The organism is Imtechella halotolerans, assembly GCF_028743515.2.
Lineage (GTDB): Bacteria > Bacteroidota > Bacteroidia > Flavobacteriales > Flavobacteriaceae > Imtechella > Imtechella halotolerans.
On sequence record NZ_CP117969.2, the window covers coordinates 2,321,759 to 2,340,389 of the forward strand.

General features: G+C 34.5%; 15 protein-coding genes. 3 read left to right on the forward strand and 12 right to left on the reverse strand.

All coding sequences use genetic code 11. The features are described from left to right. Window positions 1-94 precede the first annotated feature (94 nt). From PT603_RS10480 to uvrC, 9 genes are all read right to left on the reverse strand, one after another. A complete protein-coding gene (locus PT603_RS10480; RefSeq protein ID WP_008236703.1) occupies window positions 95-2,851 on the reverse strand; it encodes a TonB-dependent receptor in 2,757 nt (918 codons plus the stop codon). A 160-nt stretch (window positions 2,852-3,011) separates the two neighbouring features. Continuing rightward, complete coding sequence (gene pgi, locus PT603_RS10485; RefSeq protein ID WP_008236702.1) at window positions 3,012-4,652, reverse strand: glucose-6-phosphate isomerase; 1,641 nt, start codon at window positions 4,650-4,652, stop codon at window positions 3,012-3,014. A gap of 5 nt (window positions 4,653-4,657) precedes the next feature. Continuing rightward, window positions 4,658-5,920, reverse strand: a complete 1,263-nt coding sequence (locus tag PT603_RS10490; protein WP_040488505.1) for a M23 family metallopeptidase — start codon at window positions 5,918-5,920, stop codon at window positions 4,658-4,660. A 4-nt stretch (window positions 5,921-5,924) separates the two neighbouring features. Then, window positions 5,925-6,890 carry a tryptophan 2,3-dioxygenase family protein gene (locus PT603_RS10495; RefSeq protein ID WP_008236700.1) on the reverse strand — a complete coding sequence of 322 codons (966 nt, stop codon included), beginning with the start codon at window positions 6,888-6,890 and terminating at the stop codon, window positions 5,925-5,927. A 4-nt stretch (window positions 6,891-6,894) separates the two neighbouring features. Further along, window positions 6,895-7,689, reverse strand: a complete 795-nt coding sequence (locus PT603_RS10500) for a DUF3108 domain-containing protein (protein WP_040488549.1) — start codon at window positions 7,687-7,689, stop codon at window positions 6,895-6,897. A gap of 312 nt (window positions 7,690-8,001) precedes the next feature. After that, window positions 8,002-9,162: a 4-hydroxyphenylpyruvate dioxygenase gene (gene hppD, locus PT603_RS10505; protein WP_008236696.1), complete on the reverse strand. Its 1,161-nt coding sequence runs from the start codon at window positions 9,160-9,162 to the stop codon at window positions 8,002-8,004. A gap of 24 nt (window positions 9,163-9,186) precedes the next feature. Beyond that, complete coding sequence (locus PT603_RS10510) at window positions 9,187-10,347, reverse strand: homogentisate 1,2-dioxygenase (RefSeq protein WP_008236695.1); 1,161 nt, start codon at window positions 10,345-10,347, stop codon at window positions 9,187-9,189. 239 nt (window positions 10,348-10,586) lie between these two features. Then, the gene (locus tag PT603_RS10515) at window positions 10,587-12,809 is read right to left on the reverse strand and encodes a patatin-like phospholipase family protein (protein ID WP_008236694.1); all 2,223 of its coding nucleotides are present in this window, start codon (window positions 12,807-12,809) and stop codon (window positions 10,587-10,589) included. A 32-nt stretch (window positions 12,810-12,841) separates the two neighbouring features. Then, on the reverse strand, window positions 12,842-14,629 hold the full coding sequence (gene uvrC, locus PT603_RS10520) for an excinuclease ABC subunit UvrC (RefSeq protein ID WP_008236693.1): 1,788 nt from the start codon (window positions 14,627-14,629) through the stop codon (window positions 12,842-12,844). A gap of 134 nt (window positions 14,630-14,763) precedes the next feature. Between uvrC and PT603_RS10525 the strand changes: the two genes are divergently transcribed. The 3 genes from PT603_RS10525 (at window position 14,764) to PT603_RS10535 (ending at window position 16,926) form a co-directional block, all read left to right on the forward strand. After that, on the forward strand, window positions 14,764-15,327 hold the full coding sequence (locus tag PT603_RS10525; protein ID WP_008236692.1) for a 5-formyltetrahydrofolate cyclo-ligase: 564 nt from the start codon (window positions 14,764-14,766) through the stop codon (window positions 15,325-15,327). 109 nt (window positions 15,328-15,436) lie between these two features. Beyond that, on the forward strand, window positions 15,437-16,510 hold the full coding sequence (locus tag PT603_RS10530) for a sensor histidine kinase (RefSeq protein ID WP_050951111.1): 1,074 nt from the start codon (window positions 15,437-15,439) through the stop codon (window positions 16,508-16,510). 5 nt (window positions 16,511-16,515) lie between these two features. After that, window positions 16,516-16,926 (forward strand): response regulator, encoded by a 411-nt coding sequence (locus tag PT603_RS10535; RefSeq protein WP_008236688.1) that lies wholly within the window; start codon window positions 16,516-16,518, stop codon window positions 16,924-16,926. Here the strand turns inward: PT603_RS10535 and PT603_RS10540 are convergent. Genes PT603_RS10540 through PT603_RS10550 form a run of 3 tightly spaced genes read right to left on the reverse strand, consistent with a single transcriptional unit; the run spans window position 16,923 to window position 18,631 of the window. After that, window positions 16,923-17,528 carry a lipoprotein signal peptidase gene (locus PT603_RS10540; protein ID WP_008236685.1) on the reverse strand — a complete coding sequence of 202 codons (606 nt, stop codon included), beginning with the start codon at window positions 17,526-17,528 and terminating at the stop codon, window positions 16,923-16,925. The two genes, PT603_RS10535 and PT603_RS10540, sit on opposite strands and share 4 nt — an antisense overlap. Before the next feature lie 44 nt (window positions 17,529-17,572). Then, on the reverse strand, window positions 17,573-18,196 hold the full coding sequence (locus PT603_RS10545; RefSeq protein ID WP_008236683.1) for a hypothetical protein: 624 nt from the start codon (window positions 18,194-18,196) through the stop codon (window positions 17,573-17,575). A 48-nt stretch (window positions 18,197-18,244) separates the two neighbouring features. Then, on the reverse strand, window positions 18,245-18,631 hold the full coding sequence (locus PT603_RS10550) for a TraR/DksA family transcriptional regulator (RefSeq protein WP_008236681.1): 387 nt from the start codon (window positions 18,629-18,631) through the stop codon (window positions 18,245-18,247).

Sequence of the window (18,631 nt, forward strand, 5' to 3'; positions counted from 1 at the left end):
TTTATAGTTCTTACCAAAAATACATAATTTCCTCCATAAAAAAACCCTGCCATACGGCAGGGTTTTAAATAAATTCATAGGATTAAAATATCCATTAGAAATTATATCTTAAACTAAAGTTCCAAGTTCTACCCCATCCAAAATATACCTGATTAGCCCTATTTATACCATTCCAATTTCTAGAAGAATCAGCATCAGGCGCTCTATTAGATCTTGCTTCTGATATATAAGTTTCATCAGCTATATTATTAACATTAATTCTAAAATTAACTGATTTTTCCTTGTCTTTACCAACTAACATCTTATATGACATTCCAGCATCAAACAATGAGTATGAAGGTAATTTTAAAAGGAACCCATCATTATCAGGTTTACCATCACTATTTAAATCTCTAAAATCAAATACATTATAACTTGCATAAAGGTTATTTGCATAATACCAACTAGCATCAAACTTTAATCTTTCAACCGGCTCAACTATGGCAGCCAATCTTGTGGTAAATTGAGCTGCATCACCTACTTTAACTCCCTCAAGAATTAATTCTGATTGACCAACAAATTGTTGATCCTCATCAAATACATCTCCTAGTACATTTCCTTTATATTCCCAGTTTCCAATTGACAACATACCTTCAAGAGTAAAGAATTCGGATGGTCTTGCAACAGCATCAATCTCAACTCCCATATGAACCTGCTCGATTCCAGAATAATTTGCAACACCTCTAAAAAGTTCATTTCCTTGACCATCAGTTTGAGTCACTGAACGACTTTCAAAACGATCTTTCCAAGAAGTTCTATATAAGTTTACGTTAGCATTAAAATAATTCGAACGGAAGCCATATCCAGCTTCCAATCCAAGTATTTTCTCATTAACTAAGTTTGGATTAACAATATTATCGAAGTTTATAAATACCCCGTCAAATATAGGCTGCTTTGAATAAAATCCAGCATTGAAGAACACATTATGATTATCATCTATATTATAATTTGCTCCACCTTTAATGTTTCCCCCTAAAATATTTTCCCAATCAGACTCCCTTTCAGCTGTAGGTCTAATAAAATACTCTAAACGCTTAAATCCTTGATTAGACCCAGAAAATTGAACAAAAGCAGATAAATTATCCTTAGAATATTCAAGTTGTCCAAAAATTCCACTCCATCTTACTTGACCATCATTATGATAATCTATTTTTTCTTCATCATCTGGATTTCCAAACACCCACCAATATGGACTTGCAGTATATGTTTCATACAACATTCTATTTGGCTGATTAATATTATCATTATCCATATATACATCAGCACCCAATCGATCATTAACCCTTCTGTAATGCAATCCTTCATATGTTCTCAAATCAACTCCAAAATCAAACTTTAAGGATTCAGACAATTTGTTACTCATGTTAGCCACTAAACCATACCAGTTATGAGAGTTCATTGAAGCCCTCCTAGTAATACCATTTGCAGCTGTTCTATCTCCATTCCCAGTATTTACATACATTCCATTTGTCATGGTTCTGGTTAGTACAGCTCCATTAGCATCTACGACAGTTTGACCTGTATTGTAGGCACGTATCAATTCCAAATCAACTAAACCATTCTCGGTCTTAAGTCTAGAATCATATGATCTTCTTCCTTGAATTGTACCTATTTCTCCAGTTCCACCACCACGTCCCCAAGAGGCATAAATAACTGTAGATAAAATTGATTTATCGCTAATATTCCAATCCCAGTTTAGAGATGCTACAGGCTTGTGATAAAAATTTCTAACCATGGAAAATTCTTTTCCATCCAAATACCCCCAATCAGCGTTATACTTTCTATCTGGATTAACTCCGTCATTAAAATTAATATAGTCATTCAAAGATGGTGCAAAACTTCTTTGATGGTGCCATTGTGGCGCTCCAGTCGTCATCAATTGAAGGCTATGCTTATCATTAGGATTATATCCAATTGCCAAGAAATAATTATACCCTTCAAAAGCTGTACCATCAACATAGCCATCACCAGCAGTTCTAGACATTAATGCAGAAACTGAAAGACCATTATCCATTAATCCAGTATTATATGAAGTCATCATTTTAAGATAGTTGTCGTTACCTACGCTTGTTGAAACAGACCCACCTTCCTTTTTGTCCGCAGATTTAGTTATAACGTTAATAGTACCACCTACAGATGAAATTGCTAACTTAGATGACCCTAAACCTCTTTGAACCTGCATAGCCGATGTTACATCTGATAAACCAGCCCAGTTACTCCAATAAACCCATCCATTCTCCATATCGTTAATTGGCATACCATTAATCATAACAGCAGTATTTCTCTGATCAAATCCTCTAATATTGATTCTTGAATCTCCAAATCCTCCTCCTTGTTTAGTAGTATAAACAGAAGGGGTAGATTTTAGAATTTCAGGAAATTCCTGAGAACCTAATTTTTCCTGAATCTCAGTAGCTTTAATAGTAGAAACCGCAACTGGAGTTTGCCTATCTCTTGCCACATCCATTATACCTGTAACAACAACACCTTCAAGCTCCTGTGCATCAGGCTGCAATGTAATTCTTCCAACATTTGCCTTTCCTCCACTAAGTGTAAAAGCTACTTCTTTTCTGATAAACCCAATATAGGTTATTACCAAAGTACCTGAATTTTGAGAAACATTCAAGGTGAATTTCCCATCGAAATCAGCAGAAGTTCCTACTGAAGTTCCTTTCAAAGTAACGTTGGCACCTGGAAGTGGCTGATTCAAATCGCCATCTATCACTGTACCAGAAACGGTCCCCTGCGAATATGCAGCTGTAGCAATCAATGCCAGTACTGCTGTAAAAAACCAATTTTTAATTGCTCTCATTTGTTATTTAGTTTTAATTAAGCTCTGCAAAAATCTTACTATTTGCCCTTACAAATATTAAGAGAATGTTAAATATTATGCACTCATAACAAAAATAAAAATTAAGTCCAATTAGACTAATAATCAGTATATTAAATTATAAGCTAGTTATTAACAATGTTTACGAATTTTCTTTAAACACCTTCAACAATTGCTCTGTGGAGGCATCATGTTTTCCAATGAAACTACCCTCAATATCATTTAAAATATTAGTAGCAAGTTGTTTCCCTAATTCCACCCCCCATTGATCATAACTAAATACATTCCAAACAACACCTTCTACGAAAATTTTATGCTCATACATAGCTATAAGTGCACCTAAATTATGAGGAGTTAATTTATCAATTAAAAATGTAGTCGTTGGTTTATTTCCCTCAAAAACTTTAAATGGTAATAATTTCTCTAAATCTACATCACTCATTTTACCTTCAAGTTCAGACCTAACCTGTTCTGCAGACTTTCCATTCATCAAAGCTTCGGTTTGTGCAAAGAAATTTGCCATTAATTTGTTATGATGAGACATATCACCATGCAAAGGCTTCACAAAACCTATAAAATCGGCTGGAATTAATTTTGTCCCTTGGTGAATTAACTGAAAAAAAGCATGCTGTGAATTGGTTCCAGGCTCTCCCCATATTAGGTTTCCAGTTTCATAAGACACTCTTTCACCATTCCTATCGATACTCTTTCCATTACTTTCCATGATTCCTTGCTGCAAATACGCTGAGAATCGATGTAAGTATTGGGTATAAGGAATAACCACCTGGCTTTCTGCACCATAGAAATTATTATACCATACACTTAATAGAGCTAATATCACAGGTATATTTTCACTAGGAGGGGTCGTCTTAAAATGCACATCCATAGCATGAGCTCCTTCAAGTAATTTCTCGAAATTATCAAAACCAACACCCAAAGAAATAGATAAACCAACTGCACTCCATAATGAGAATCTTCCACCAACCCAGTCCCACATAGGAAATACATTGTTATCAGAAATCCCAAACTCAGTAATCTTTTCTAAATTTGTAGATACTGCAACAAAGTGTTTCGATACCTCGACCTCTGTTGTATATCGTAGAAACCAATTCTTAATTGTAATAGCATTACTAAGAGTTTCTTGCGTAGTGAAAGTTTTAGAAACAACCACAAACAAAGTGGTCTCAGGATTTAACCTTTTAAGGGTTTCATATACATGATCACCATCTACATTACTTATATAATGCAATTGAAGATGATTTTTATAAAATTGAAGCGCCTCAGTTACCATTACCGGACCGAGATCAGAACCTCCAATACCAATATTAACTATATCAGTGAAAGCTTTACCAGAATACCCTCTTAATTCACCCGAAATAACAGCGTCAGAAAAAGTTTTCATCTTTTCTTTGACTTCAGCTATATCCTTCATTATATCTCTTCCATCTACCAAAATAGTATCTCGAGGATCAGCCCTTAAAGCGGTGTGAAGGACAGCCCTACCTTCTGTTTGATTTATAACTTCTCCAGAAAAATAGGCTTGAATTGCCGATGAAAGGCCACATTGATCAGTCAACTGCAATAACAATTGCATTGTTTCTGAACTTATTCGATGTTTAGAATAATCAACTACAAAGTCATTCCATAAGATTGTAAACGTAGTTGCCCGCTGAGGATCTTCAGCAAAAAGAGATTTAATTTCAGTATGTTGCACATCGTTAAAGTGCTGTTGCAACAATTTCCACGCATTCGTAGTGGTGGGATTAATAGCAGGTAATGCCATGTAAATTATAGTTGAGTGATGTATTGCTCTTCCTCTTGATTAGTGTATTCACTGTAAGGAATATTATCCAATCGATATTTTAACGGTTTTACATACTCCAGATAACTGCCTTTCATTGATTCATTCATAGGCTCAGAAGCAGGCATTACATGGGTTAGAGGATCAACCTGAACTCCGTTTTTCCAAAATCGATAACAGACATGTGGTCCTGTAGCAAGTCCTGTACTTCCTACCCTACCAATCTCCTCTCCTTGCGCCACATATTGACCAACCTTTACTAAAATTTTAGACATATGAAGATATTGCGTTTCGTAGGTGCCATTATGACGAATCTTAACATAATTACCATTACCGGCAGTATATCCAGCCTTGACTATTGTACCATTGGCGGTTGCCCTAATTGGTGTACCATGAGGAGCGGCATAATCGGTCCCCTTGTGGGCCTTCCACACTTTTTGCACTGGATGAAAACGTCGAGGTGAGAAGCGTGAAGAAATTCTAAAAAAATCCAAAGGAGCCTTTAAAAACATACGACGCATCATGTTTGCCTTTTCATCATAAAATGAGGATTTATTTTTAATAGAATCCGTTACATAATTAAAAGCATAAAACGGGTGATTTTTATGTTCGAAATAAGCAGCCTTAATTTTACCCATCCCAACATAAAGTGTATCATCAATAAAACGCTCTTCATATATTATTTTAAACTTATCCCCTTGTTGTAAACGAAAAAAGTCAACGGTATAATCATATATCTGAGATAATTTATGAGCTACCATATAGTCCATTCCAGCTTCCAAAATACTTTCAGAAAGTGATTTCGTAATAATACCAGACGCTTCACGTTCTACAATTTTTACAGGCTTTTTCTTGGCATAAGCATGGACAGAATCAGCCATATTTACAACAATATAGTCAATTTTGGATGGCTGATAAATAAAAGCGTTAGGTTTTTTAAGAGAGTCTTTAGATAATAGAATTGTGTAAGCATCTCCAACTTTTAACCTTCTTGGATCAAATGTAGGTTTAGCCTTTTCAGAAATTTCGAAAATCTGTGTAGCGTCCACATTATTCATTGCCAAAATCTTCCCAAAAGTATCTCCGGTTTTAATAGTGTCTCTCAAAACATGAAAATCGTTAAGGTTAAAGCCAAATTCAATAATAGGCTTAATAACCTCTTCTTTCACCATTTGAACTTGCTTTTGCTGTTTTTCACACCCTAGTAATGTCAAACAACAACCTACCGCTACAAGTATTTTTTTTATCATGAAATTATGCTTTTTCAGGATTAAAAACATGGTCTACCCACTGCTTACCCCAATCATCTTTCTCTTCTGCGCTCCAAATATCCGGAAAAAAGATGATTTTTTGAAAACTTGGAGGCAAATAATCTTTCCAATTAGTTCCTCCAGTGGCATCAATATCCTTATTATCCTTTCTTAAATAACGATAAGCTGAGCCCATATGCATCAAAGGCCACAAAACATTTGCATTTACATCAAAGGTCTTCATTGCATCTAAAAGCAAAACATCAGCGCGCTCAATCACAGGCAAATCAAGAAATTTTTGATAAATCGTATTATTCTTCACCTCCTGAGCAATACGCATAAATCTAGGTGTATACCTGTATTCAAATTGTTTAAGTGTTAGCGTCTTTTCACCAGTATTACTATCAACAGCTCCCTTTTTCCAATAAATTTTCTCATATAAATCCTCCATGCCCTCAGATCCTGAAATCAAATCTCTCTCAGAATAATGCACCAAATTCTTCAAGGGTGTAGCATACAACTCAATCATCCTAAACTGAGCAGATTGAAATCCACTTGCAGGCAACAATGACATTCTAAATTGCAAAAATTGCGACCGATCCATGCCCTTTATCATGATTTCAAAAGAAGAAATAAGTGCCTTGAAATAACTATTTATACGAGTGAGTCTGTCCGTAAAAAACCTAGCGGTTTGTAACTTATCATCAATAAGTTGCTTTTGCTCATGAATAATAAGCTTAAAGTACAATTCTGTAATTTGATGATACATTATAAACACTTCCTCATCAGGAAAATGGGTACGAGGAATTTGCAGACTCAAAAGAGTATCCAAATGTATATAATCCCAATAAGTCAAAAAACGTTGATGTAGCAACCCATCCAAGTAAGATCCCAAATCTTGTCCTGAATTTCTATACTTTTCTTCCAGTTGATCAATTCGATCGGCAATTTCTTTGGGAATGTTACTCATGTATTTAGTTCATTATAATTTTAAACGAATTTTTTAATCCTTTAAAGCCTTCTAAGTCAGCGACTATAGACCCAACGCGTAAACTTGCCTTTATCCTAACCGGAGCCCTATTTTCGTCATTTGAAATCCAAACAGTAAGACTTTCTTTCGCCTTAAATACACGTCCAGATTGAACGTACGGTCGGAACTTTAAAGTTTCAACCTTGCCAAATTTAGTACGTAAAACCTCTTTGCCCAAATATCGCATCTTAAACTTAAAAATTTCATCATCATCAAGAATCATATCAATCACAAAATCGTCACCGTACTTCAATTTATTAAACTCAACATTGTTACGAAAATAATAAAATGCTGACATCATATCTTGAACACCAACCGGTATAGTAAGGGTAGTATCTTTCTTCCGCTTCCTATCATAAGCAATCGCAGAATTTACTTCGTGATTAAAAAGAATTTCCAAATCTTTAGTATACCCCCCTTCATCTATCTGACGAATAAACCTATATGGCTTACCATCCACTTTGTCGAAATAACTTTCGTAATTATCATCCACCTTAAAAAATAATCTCGCTAACCCAGTGGTTGTTCCCTTGCCTATGACATGATATACTGATTTGCCTTTATAATTTGTTTCATTAAGCTGCATTGTAGCATAACTCGCATTAAAGGGCCCATAATGAATTCTAAATTGGAACCACTCGCCTGATTTGAAAACTGAAGAATTCACTCCATTACCATTTTGAGCAAATAGAGAAATAGATATTAAAATTAAAACGAAAGTAAGGTAGGTCTTTTTCATAACTATCCAATTGTAAAAATAATAAAATAATAATGCCATTATCACATTTGTACCTATGAAATCAAGGACTGTTCCAAAAAAGATTTAAATAAAAAAAGCCCGATGAAACATCGAGCTTTTTCCATTAACCAACCAAAACTTTAAATTATGAAAACTTTCTTAAAGTTGCTAAAGGGCACCACCCCTTTTTGCGAGTGCAAATATACGGCGATTTTACACCTAAAAAACACTTTCCGAAAGTTTAACACAACATTGTGTTTTGTGCGATATTTTCTGGTTAATCATTATATAATTGTTAACACTTTAACTAATTTATAGCGTTCCCCTCAACTGTTGCTCTCTCTCGATAGACTCAAAAAGAGCTTTAAAGTTACCAGCACCAAATCCTTTTGCACCCATTCTCTGAATAATCTCAAAGAAAAGTGTAGGACGGTCTTCCACTGGCTTGGTAAAAATCTGAAGTAGATAACCCTCCTCATCCGCATCTACAAGAATAGATAGTTTTTGAAGTTCGGCAATATCCTCCTTCATCATATCACGATGTACACCTAATCTTCTAGGAATGTCATCATAATATGCTTGAGGTGGTGGTGGCAAAAACTCCACTCCCCGAGACTTTAATTCACTCACAGTCTTAATTATATCATCGGTTGCAACAGCAATATGCTGAACACCAGACCCTTCATAAAAATCCAGATATTCTTCTATTTGAGATCGTTTTTTTCCTTCAGCAGGCTCATTAATTGGAAACTTAATACGTCCATTTCCATTACTCATCACCTTACTCATTAAAGCAGAATACTCTGTATGAATCTGTTTATCATCAAAAGATAGGAAATTAACAAATCCCATAACATCCTCATACCATTTTACCCAATGATTCATTTCACCCCAACCTACATTACCAACCATGTGGTCTATATATTTCAATCCTACTGATGATGGGCTGTAATCGGGCTTCCATTCTTGAAACCCTGGCAAAAACACTCCTTTGTAATTCTTTCGTTCTACAAACATATGAACAGTTTCCCCGTAAGTATAGATACCAGCACGTACGACTTCTCCATGTTCGTCTTGTTCAATAATTGGCTCCATGAATGACCTAGCTCCTCTCTTGGTAGTTTCCTCATAAGCACTTCGAGCATCATCTACCCATAATGCCACTACCTTCACTCCATCACCATGTTTAACAATATGCTCATTTACAGGCGATTTGCTATTCAGTGGCGTTGTTAATACCAAGCGAATTTTATCTTGTTTTAACACATAACTAACCTCATTTCTAGAACCAGTCTCCAATCCTTTATAAGCTAAGGATTGAAATCCAAACGCAGTTTTATAATAATGGGCAGCTTGCTTTGCATTTCCAACATAAAGCTCAACATAATCGGTTCCTAAAAGAGGCAAAAAATCTTGCGCTCCTTCAAATATTTTTTCAAGACCGTAGTCTACGGATTTTATTTCTTTTGACATTTTTTAGTTCTTTAGATACATTAATTAAGAATCAAGCCACGATTGATAATAACTTTCATCTGCTATTTTCATGGCCTCATCAGTAAGCATAAGTGGTTTAAACGTGTCTACCATTACAGCCAGTTCCTGTGTCTGGGTTTTACCAATACTTCGCTCTGTTGCTCCAGGATGGGGTCCGTGAGGTATTCCAGCAGGATGCAATGAAATATGACCTGGCTCTATATCATTTCGACTCATAAAATCTCCATCTACATAATACAACACCTCATCACTATCGATATTACTATGATTATAAGGCGCAGGTATTGCGTTAGGATGATAGTCATACAACCTAGGCACAAATGAACAGACAACAAAAGCATCCGTTTCAAAAGTTTGATGAACTGGAGGTGGTTGATGGATTCTGCCCGTTATAGGTTCAAAATCATGGATGGAAAATGCATACGGATAATTATATCCATCATAACCCACTACATCAAATGGGTGTGTTGCATAAACCATGTCAAAAATCTCATCTTTCTTTTTAACCTTAATTAAGAAATCACCTCTCTCATCATAAGTTTCCAAAGCAGAAGGTTTGCGAATATCTCGTTCACAAAATGGAGAATGCTCCAATAATTGACCAAACCAATTACGATATCTTTTTGGAGTATAAATAGGTCTTCTAGACTCGACAATAAACAACCTATTATCTTCAGTAGAAAAATCTATTTTATAAATTATACCACGTGGGATTAACAAATAATCTCCATAAGTGAATTCCAAATTACCGAGCATTGTACGCAATATTCCCGATCCCTTATGAATAAACAACAATTCATCCGCATCAGTGTTCTTATAAAAGTACTCTTGGGTTAAATTTTTTGGGGCCGCTAAAATTATGGTACAGTCACTATTAGTTAAAACTGCCTTTCTACTTTCCAAATAATCAGCAACTGCTGGCACTTGAAATCCTTTCAATCGGTAAGATTGTATATTATTGGCACGCGCTATCTTAGGCGCCACACTATATTGCCCTTTAATCTCCTTAACTTGAGTAGGACGTTGTTCATGGTAGATGTTTGAATACATTCCATCAAATCCAATAGTCCCGAAAAGTTGTTCATAGTACAAATCTCCATTGGATTTTCTAAAAATGGTATGTCGTTTCGGCGGAATTTTTCCTAACGAATGATAAAATGGCATAACGGTTATATTTTACAGGTGTAAATGATAAAAATTGACTCATAAAGTTGTGAGCCATCAATCTGCAAGCTAAAAAGTTCTCATTCAGGATTTCTCTTGATGAGGAATTTTAAGAAGCTCAGTAATCCTTCCCAATATTTGTTCATACCTTCACAAATATCGTAATTTTTGATGAATTATTATAAATCTCATCAGATCTATTCATTATTAATAATAATGAAGACCCTTAACCTGTTTTTCTAAAACCAAAAGCCCACACTCACGAACCAGATATGAGTTCCTCCCTCTGGAGACCATGTATACTTTGCCTCTATTGGCCCCATAAAAGTTTCCATCCCGTAACCAACGGCATATCCAGAATAGTCAGGTCTACTAAACCATTCTCGGTTAAGAAAAATATCATTAGCAGCATTCGCATAATTTGCTGTAAAATTGATATGATTCTTTGGAATAAACTCGTAATCCATTGTAAAACCACCCTTTACAAAACTATTACCACCGAAACTTAAAAAATCATATCCAACAAATGAAATAAAATTATTTATAAAGTCATTACCATATCCGCCCAACACAAAATCAAGCGTATTATGATCTGAATTACCTAGACGAAAGCCCCCTTCATTTACTATATTAAGGGAAAACTTTGGAAATATTGTAGTAGCTATACCAATTTTAGCCTTAGCAATTGAATAAGGTTTAAAATTATTATGATAATCCGAAGAATACAGATACCAATGAAAATCCCCATTAAAGTATACTCCCTTTTTTGGAAAATATCTGTTATCATAGCTGTCTAGTAAAAGGTACCCATAGGTGCTAACAAAATCACTCTTTTCAAAATAAGCGGCTTCACTTTCAACATCCGAGATTGTTTCTGTCTTAATTCTAAGGTTTTTATATTCAAGTCCCGCACCCAAAGAAAATTCTTCTTTGAAAAGAGTTTGCACATAAAGTTGATTTGTAAAATCGGCCACCGAAACATTTACTTTATTAATTGGAACCGTTGATTCACCCACCACTTGTTGAACAAAATTAAAATCAACATCCTTTTTAAAATAGTTAAATGTTGATTTCAACCCATAACTCCAGTGAAAGCCCTTGTCAACATAATATTCGAAATTGTATCGAATATTATCGCCCAATATAAAGTCTACCCCCACTACATCATCTTCTTGTAAAAAATTTTTGTGGGTTACATTAATAACACCACTAGTTTTATAAAGATCATCGTAGTGAACTCCTAACTTTAAATAGGTGCTATTTTTATTTTCAGATAACTTAAAATGCACTAATTCACCTTCATCTTTTGACTGTACTTCATAACGAATAGCATTGAAATTTCCAGTTCCAAGAAGGTTATTTACTCCTTGTTGAAAACGTTCAAAGCTAATTAATTCATCATTCTTTAATCTCAGCTTCCCCTTCAAATAAGCCCTACTGTAATGTTCACTACCAGAGAATTGAATATCCACTATATTTAGGGAGTCCGTAGGCTCTATTTTTACAGGAGGCCTGGAAAATCGCTGTTTCCTTGACAGCTCTTTAAGCGATTCAAATTGATTATACGCAGCTATCTTACCATTGGAAATAATCTCCATGCCTTCCTTGAAAGAAACAACATTGAATTTACTAATATCAGGGTGAATATAAATATCTGTTTTTTTAGACTTCTCGCGCATATCATTCACCGTGCGATAATTATTGATCTGTAAAAGTATTCCAGGAGCAGAGGTCAATGTTTCTCGATCAGCTAGTGCGTCCTGTACATCTACCCCTATAATAATATCCACCCCTTTATCCTTAAGCTCATCCAGGGGATAATTATTTACTACACCTCCATCTATCAATAGACGCTCTCCAATTTCGACAGGCTCAAAAAGAGAAGGAAATGCTCCGCTAGCTAATATAGCTTCAGGCAGATATCCGGATTCCAAACGTACACTTTCACCTGTTTCAACATCTGTTGCCATACAAAAAAAAGGAATAGGGAGCTTATCAAATTCATTTATATGGTTCACAGGTTGTAATAATTGAACCAATAAATTATACACGTTTTGTCCCTTGGAAAATGCCGAAGGAAAAGACACTTTTAACTTATTAAAAGGTAAGGAAATTGCGTAACGTTCCTGGTCTTCTTTTTCATAGAAAGTCTTTGCTGATCTAGGAATCTGATCTTGAATCAATTCTTCAAAACTAATACTCTTAAATATGGAATCTAATTGATGGGCAGAATATCCCGAAGCATATAATGCGCCAATAATAGCTCCCATACTAGTTCCTCCTATATAATCAATACGCACACCTGCTTCCTCGATTACCTTTAGGGCGCCTATATGTGCTAGGCCCTTTGCACCCCCTCCACTTAACACTAACCCTACCTTTATATCATCAGGAGTTTGTTGCGCTAATATTATAGGACAAAATCCTATTACAAAAAACAGAAATATCAGGGAGGTTTTCATAGTAACTTTTTACAAAGTTTGAAGATACGCAATTAATGAAAATGTGTATAAATTTTTTTAGCTTTTGAAGGGCCAACTACCGCTGTCAAATCCTCTTCACTAGCTTCCTTAATCCTCTTAACCGATTTAAAATGAGACAACAAAACATCCCTTGTAGCGTCTCCAATCCCTTCTATTGAATCCAATTCAGAAACCACAGCAGCTTGGCTTCTCTTTTTACGGTGAAATGTTATTCCAAATCGGTGCGCCTCATTACGTAACTGTTGAATAATTTTAAGGCTTTCTGACTTCTTATCTAGATATAGAGGAACACTGTCTCCTGGAAAATAGATCTCTTCTAATCGCTTAGCAATACCAATGATTGCAATTTGCCCCCTTAACCCTAGAGCATCTATACTTTTTAACGCTGAGGACAATTGCCCTTTTCCTCCATCTATAACTATTAACTGCGGTAAAGATTGTCCCTCGTCAAGCAATCTTTTATAACGCCGATAAACCACTTCTTCCATTGAAGCAAAATCGTCCGGCCCATCAACAGTTTTGATATTAAAATGTCGATAATCCTTCTTACTTGGCTTTCCATCTTTAAAAACTACGCAAGCAGCAACAGGATTAGTTCCTTGAATATTTGAGTTATCAAAACATTCAATATGCCTAGGTTCAGATCCAAGTCGTAAATCCTTTTGCATCTGTAACATTATACGATTCACATGTCGATCGGGATCTGTTATTTTCAATTGCTTAAAACGTTCTTGCCTATATAGTTTCGCATTACGTTCAGAAAGTTCAAGTAGTTGCTTTTTATCACCTAATTTTGGTATAGTAATCTTTAAAGTTTCGGAAACGGTAACTTCAAAAGGAACCAACAATTCTTTAGATTGAGAATGAAAACGTTCACGTAATTCCATTATCGTCCATTCCAACAATTCACGATCAGACTCCTCTAACTTCTTTTTAATTTCTAAGGTATGAGCTCTAATAATGGCACCATAAGAAACCTGAAGAAAATTCACATAACCATAGCTTTCATCAGAAACAATTGTAAAAACATCTACATTACTAATTCTAGGGTTTACAATTGTTGATTTAGCTTGGTAATTTTCAAGCACCTCTATCTTTTCCTTGATACGTTGGGCTTCTTCATATTCCATTTTTGTTGCATAGGCCTTCATTTGTTTTTTAAATTCTTGTAATGACTCCTTGAAATTTCCTTTTAAGATTTCTCGAATGGCTATAATCTGCTTGTTGTATTCTTCTTCTTTATGCAGGCCTTCACATGGTCCTGCACAATTTCCCAAATGATATTCCAGACATACCTTATATTTTTGAACATTTATTTTCGCTTCAGATAGATCATAATTGCAGGTACGTATAGCATACACTCCTTTTATTAAATCAAGAAGAGTACGTACAGTCTTAAAATTAGTATAAGGACCAAAATACTCAGAACCATCTCTCACCACATTTCTTGTAGAGAATACTCGTGGAAAACGTTCTTTTTTTAAACAAATCCAAGGATAAGTTTTATCGTCCTTAAGCAAGATATTATAGCGAGGCTGATACTGTTTGATAAGATTGTTTTCTAGTAGTAAGGCATCCGTTTCAGTCGGAACCACTATATGCCGAATAGTAACTATTTTTTTAACAAGCACTCGTGTCTTTCCAGAATCGTGTGTTTTTTGAAAATACGATGAAACTCTTTTCTTAAGATTGCGAGCTTTTCCTACATACAATATTTTTCCTTCTTTATCATAAAATTGATAAACTCCCGGCTGACTAGGAAGTGTATGTAGCTGTAATTCTATGGTTGAAACAGTCATATTACAAATGTATACAAATGCCCTCTTTTTACCTATTTCAGTACTTGCTTTTAACTCCTTTGATTTAGCATAGAACAATCAAATTTTAATGTATTTTTGAAGTATTTTATAAAAATATCTCTGAGGAACTAATTATGGTAAAATCTGAATTAAGAAAAAAATATAAAGAATTACGGAATTCATTAACCGATAATTATATTGAAGAACAAAGTTTAGCAATTGCTAATCGATTACTTTCACTTCCAATTTGGGAAAAGTCATACTATCATATTTTTCTTTCCATATCATCAAAAAAAGAAATTAACACTTCTTATATTCTTCATATTTTACAGGGAAAAGATAAAAATATTATTATTTCAAAGTCCAACTTTCAGGATCTAAGTTTACAGCATTTTTTACTTACTGACACTACAGTTATAAGGCCAAATCACTGGGGCATTCCTGAGCCAGAGGAGGGTATTGAAGTTCCTATACAAAAAATTGATGTAGTTTTTATACCACTCCTCACTTTCGATGTTAGCGGTAACAGAGTAGGTTATGGAAAAGGATTTTATGATGGTTTTTTGGCCCAATGTAAACCCGAAACCTTAAAAATAGGTTTATCATTCTTTGAGCCGGAAGACCAAATTGATGACATATCAAAATCAGATATTCCACTAGATTTTTGTATAACCCCTAAAAACACTTATACCTTTTAAGTTCTTCTACTGAAATTTATACCTTTAATCGATTTTTAACCTTAAATAACCTACTAATTTAGTACTTTTAACATACCCAAATCTTTTAACCTCGTTCAATTTAGAGTCCATGTTAAAAGATAATCATCCTTTTTACTTTGATATAGCTGCACTCATAAACTTGGGTAGCTGGTACATATGCTTGGAGACGAACATGGTGTTCTGGGATGATATTGTACGATTGATCCACGAAGCCCCTAAAGATTATACTCCAAATATTTCTAAAGGTATTTCTTTTTTTACCCCTGAATTTCAAGAGATAGCTCATAAGTCGCTGGAAGCCTGTGCCAAAGAAGGTATTCCTTTTGATTTAGAGATGCAAATTATAACTTTTAATAACCGTAAACTCTGGATTCGTTCAACCGCCAAACCAGTAATTGAAAACAATAAAATTGTTGGTATAAAAGGTGTATTTCAGGATATTGACGAAACTAAAAAAAGAGAATTAGAACTACAACAATCAGTATTAGTAATAGAAGCCCAAAATAAACAACTTCTCGATTTTGCTCATATTGTCTCCCATAATCTAAGATCTCATTCAAGTAATTTAGAAATGGTTATAGATGTACTGGAGACTGTAAAAAACAATTCAGACCGCGAGCATATTTTGGAAAACTTACATGATATTTCTAGAAAACTCTCGGAAACTATTAATAACCTAAATGATGTAGTCACCATAAAAACTGCGTTAAATGACAAGTTAAAGCCTATTGATTTAGAACAACATTTATTAAATGTCTGTGGATCTATAGGTGAAATTATAAAAAGAGAAAATGCTACAATAACTCATGATTTCACCATTGGCAAAAACATAAAGCACATACCTGCCTATATCGATAGTATTTTACTTAATTTACTAACTAATGCAATCAAATATAAACACCCTAAACGCCATCCAATTATTCATGTATTTACTACTGTAGTCGATAATAAATTACAGTTGCATGTTAAAGATAATGGATCAGGTATTGATTTAGATTTACATGGCAACAAACTATTCGGAATGTATAAGACGTTTCACGATCATCCAGATGCTAATGGCATAGGATTATTCATTACTAAAAATCAAGTAGAAGCCCTAGGAGGAAATATACTAATTAAAAGTACGCCTGGTATTGGAAGTACTTTTACAATTGCATTTTAACAGTCATGAAAATAAAAAAGCCAAATATTTGTATCATAGACGATGACAGAGTTTATGTGAATCTAATTTCAAAAATCATCCAATTACGTGATCTAGCGCAAACAATACATATTTTTAAAAATGGAAGAGATGCGTTAAATTATTTCTCATCCCTAAAAAATGTAAATGCCAAAATCCCTGATTATGTATTTCTAGACGTAAACATGCCAATTATGGATGGATGGCAATTCTTTGAAGAATATGCCAAAATTGACAAAGCGCTACGTTCTCAAATGAAACTCTATATCGTAAGTTCAAGTGTAGATCCAAGAGACATCATCAAAGCGAAAGAACTTCCCGACGTAAATGGTTATCTTTTAAAACCTCTTCGAGTAGTTGATCTTGAAGGCATTTTGAGACCTACAATACTAACTTAATCATTTTTCTTTTCAGGGAATGCTTTTTTATTAAACACGATAAGGATTCCTACCCCCGTACTAATAGCGACATCAGCAATATTAAAAACAGGTTCAAAAAACCTAAAACTCTTTCCTCCTAATATTGGTAACCAATCTGGCCATGTTGTATCAATAAGAGGAAAATAAAGCATATCTACTACCTTCCCATGGAACAATGTTCCATATGGATCTTCGGCGAAAAGGGTGGCAATATGATAATAACTATCATCAAAAATAACACCATAAAATACAGAATCAATAATATTCCCAAAAGCACCAGCAAAAATAAGTGCAATAGCCGTCAACAAAATGGATGGTCCCTTTTTACGTGCTGAATCATACAACCAGTATCCAATCCCAATGATTGCACATAAACGAAAAAGTGTCAAAATAAGCTTTCCATATTCTCCTGGAATTTTGGCACCCCATGCAGCTCCCTCATTTTCAATGAATAGTATTTTAAACCATGAAAAAACTTCTATTGATTCTCCCAAAACAAAATTGGTCTTAATATACAATTTACTAATTTGATCCACTAATAGGATTACAAAAATGATAAGTGCAGCTTTTTTTAGATTCATATCAAATAATACTTGTAGTAGCTTTGGCATCAAAAATAAACAAATTATTGGGTTTTTATTACCTCAATGTCTCCATTTACACTTTGCAAAGAAAAAGTAGAAGACCCCAAGGGTAGTAAATCAGATACAACCTTGCCATAACGACTTTTGGCGGTTACTGTTCCATTTAACAGCATAGCCTGAATAGGAGCCGAAAAAGTACTTATAGCTACGATACCGGTAACTTCCTTTAAAACGCAAACACCGCTATAAATATCTGCGCGAAGTTGTTTAAAGTTGCCTTTCAACTGCAGTTCTATTTGTTCGCCAAACAAGGTTAATGATGCCTTTTCGGGTACTACTATTCTTATTTTAGAAGAAAAACCTTTATGAGCACTTAACTTATCATTAGGTAATTGAATCATAGGGTTAATTCCAACATTTATGAATAATGCTTGACCTTGTGCTCTAGTTTCCAATATCATATAATCACTGTACTCACCCATAAAGTCAGCTTCAATACTTATTTCTTGAACAGGTAAAGCTTCAATTTCCAGCTCAAACATCAAAGTAGCATTAATTTCAATTCGGGAGAATTGATATGGCAAAACTCTACTATAATTCCTTTGAGCTTGGACTGAAAACAATCCAATAAAAAATACCCCTATTACAATTTTTAGTAACTTCATAAAAAGAATAAAGCGCCTTAAAGGCGCTTTATTTTATTGCAACAATAATTAGCTTTGCATATTCTTAGCCTCAATACTCAGAGTCGCATGAGGCACCAGTTTCAATCTTTCTTTATTTATAAGCTTTCCTGTAACACGGCATATTCCATAGGTTTTATTCTCAATACGCACAAGAGCATTTTTAAGATCACGTATAAATTTTTCTTGTCTTATTGCCAATGCTGTATTGGCCTCCTTACTCATTGTTTCTGAACCTTCTTCAAATGCTTTAAATGTAGGTGAGGTATCATCTGTTCCATTATTACCATCATTCATATAAGCACTTTTAAGCAAATCCAAATCTTTCTTGGCCTTATCTATTTTTTGCTCAATAACAACTCTGAATTCTTCTAGTTCTTTATCTGAATACCTTACTTTAGTTTCTGTTGTTTCCAT

Bases quoted from the DNA above. Each gene is read 5' to 3' on its own strand.
- PT603_RS10480 (WP_008236703.1), bottom strand. From the start codon at position 2,851: ATGAGAGCAATTAAAAATTGGTTTTTTACAGCAGTACTGGCATTGATT.
- pgi (WP_008236702.1), bottom strand. From the start codon at position 4,652: ATGGCATTACCTGCTATTAATCCCACCACTACGAATGCGTGGAAATTG.
- PT603_RS10490 (WP_040488505.1), bottom strand. From the start codon at position 5,920: ATGATAAAAAAAATACTTGTAGCGGTAGGTTGTTGTTTGACATTACTA.
- PT603_RS10495 (WP_008236700.1), bottom strand. From the start codon at position 6,890: ATGAGTAACATTCCCAAAGAAATTGCCGATCGAATTGATCAACTGGAA.
- PT603_RS10500 (WP_040488549.1), bottom strand. From the start codon at position 7,689: ATGAAAAAGACCTACCTTACTTTCGTTTTAATTTTAATATCTATTTCT.
- hppD (WP_008236696.1), bottom strand. From the start codon at position 9,162: ATGTCAAAAGAAATAAAATCCGTAGACTACGGTCTTGAAAAAATATTT.
- PT603_RS10510 (WP_008236695.1), bottom strand. From the start codon at position 10,347: ATGCCATTTTATCATTCGTTAGGAAAAATTCCGCCGAAACGACATACC.
- PT603_RS10515 (WP_008236694.1), bottom strand. From the start codon at position 12,809: ATGAAAACCTCCCTGATATTTCTGTTTTTTGTAATAGGATTTTGTCCT.
- uvrC (WP_008236693.1), bottom strand. From the start codon at position 14,629: ATGACTGTTTCAACCATAGAATTACAGCTACATACACTTCCTAGTCAG.
- PT603_RS10525 (WP_008236692.1), top strand. From the start codon at position 14,764: ATGGTAAAATCTGAATTAAGAAAAAAATATAAAGAATTACGGAATTCA.
- PT603_RS10530 (WP_050951111.1), top strand. From the start codon at position 15,437: ATGTTAAAAGATAATCATCCTTTTTACTTTGATATAGCTGCACTCATA.
- PT603_RS10535 (WP_008236688.1), top strand. From the start codon at position 16,516: ATGAAAATAAAAAAGCCAAATATTTGTATCATAGACGATGACAGAGTT.
- PT603_RS10540 (WP_008236685.1), bottom strand. From the start codon at position 17,528: ATGAATCTAAAAAAAGCTGCACTTATCATTTTTGTAATCCTATTAGTG.
- PT603_RS10545 (WP_008236683.1), bottom strand. From the start codon at position 18,196: ATGAAGTTACTAAAAATTGTAATAGGGGTATTTTTTATTGGATTGTTT.
- PT603_RS10550 (WP_008236681.1), bottom strand. From the start codon at position 18,631: ATGGAAACAACAGAAACTAAAGTAAGGTATTCAGATAAAGAACTAGAA.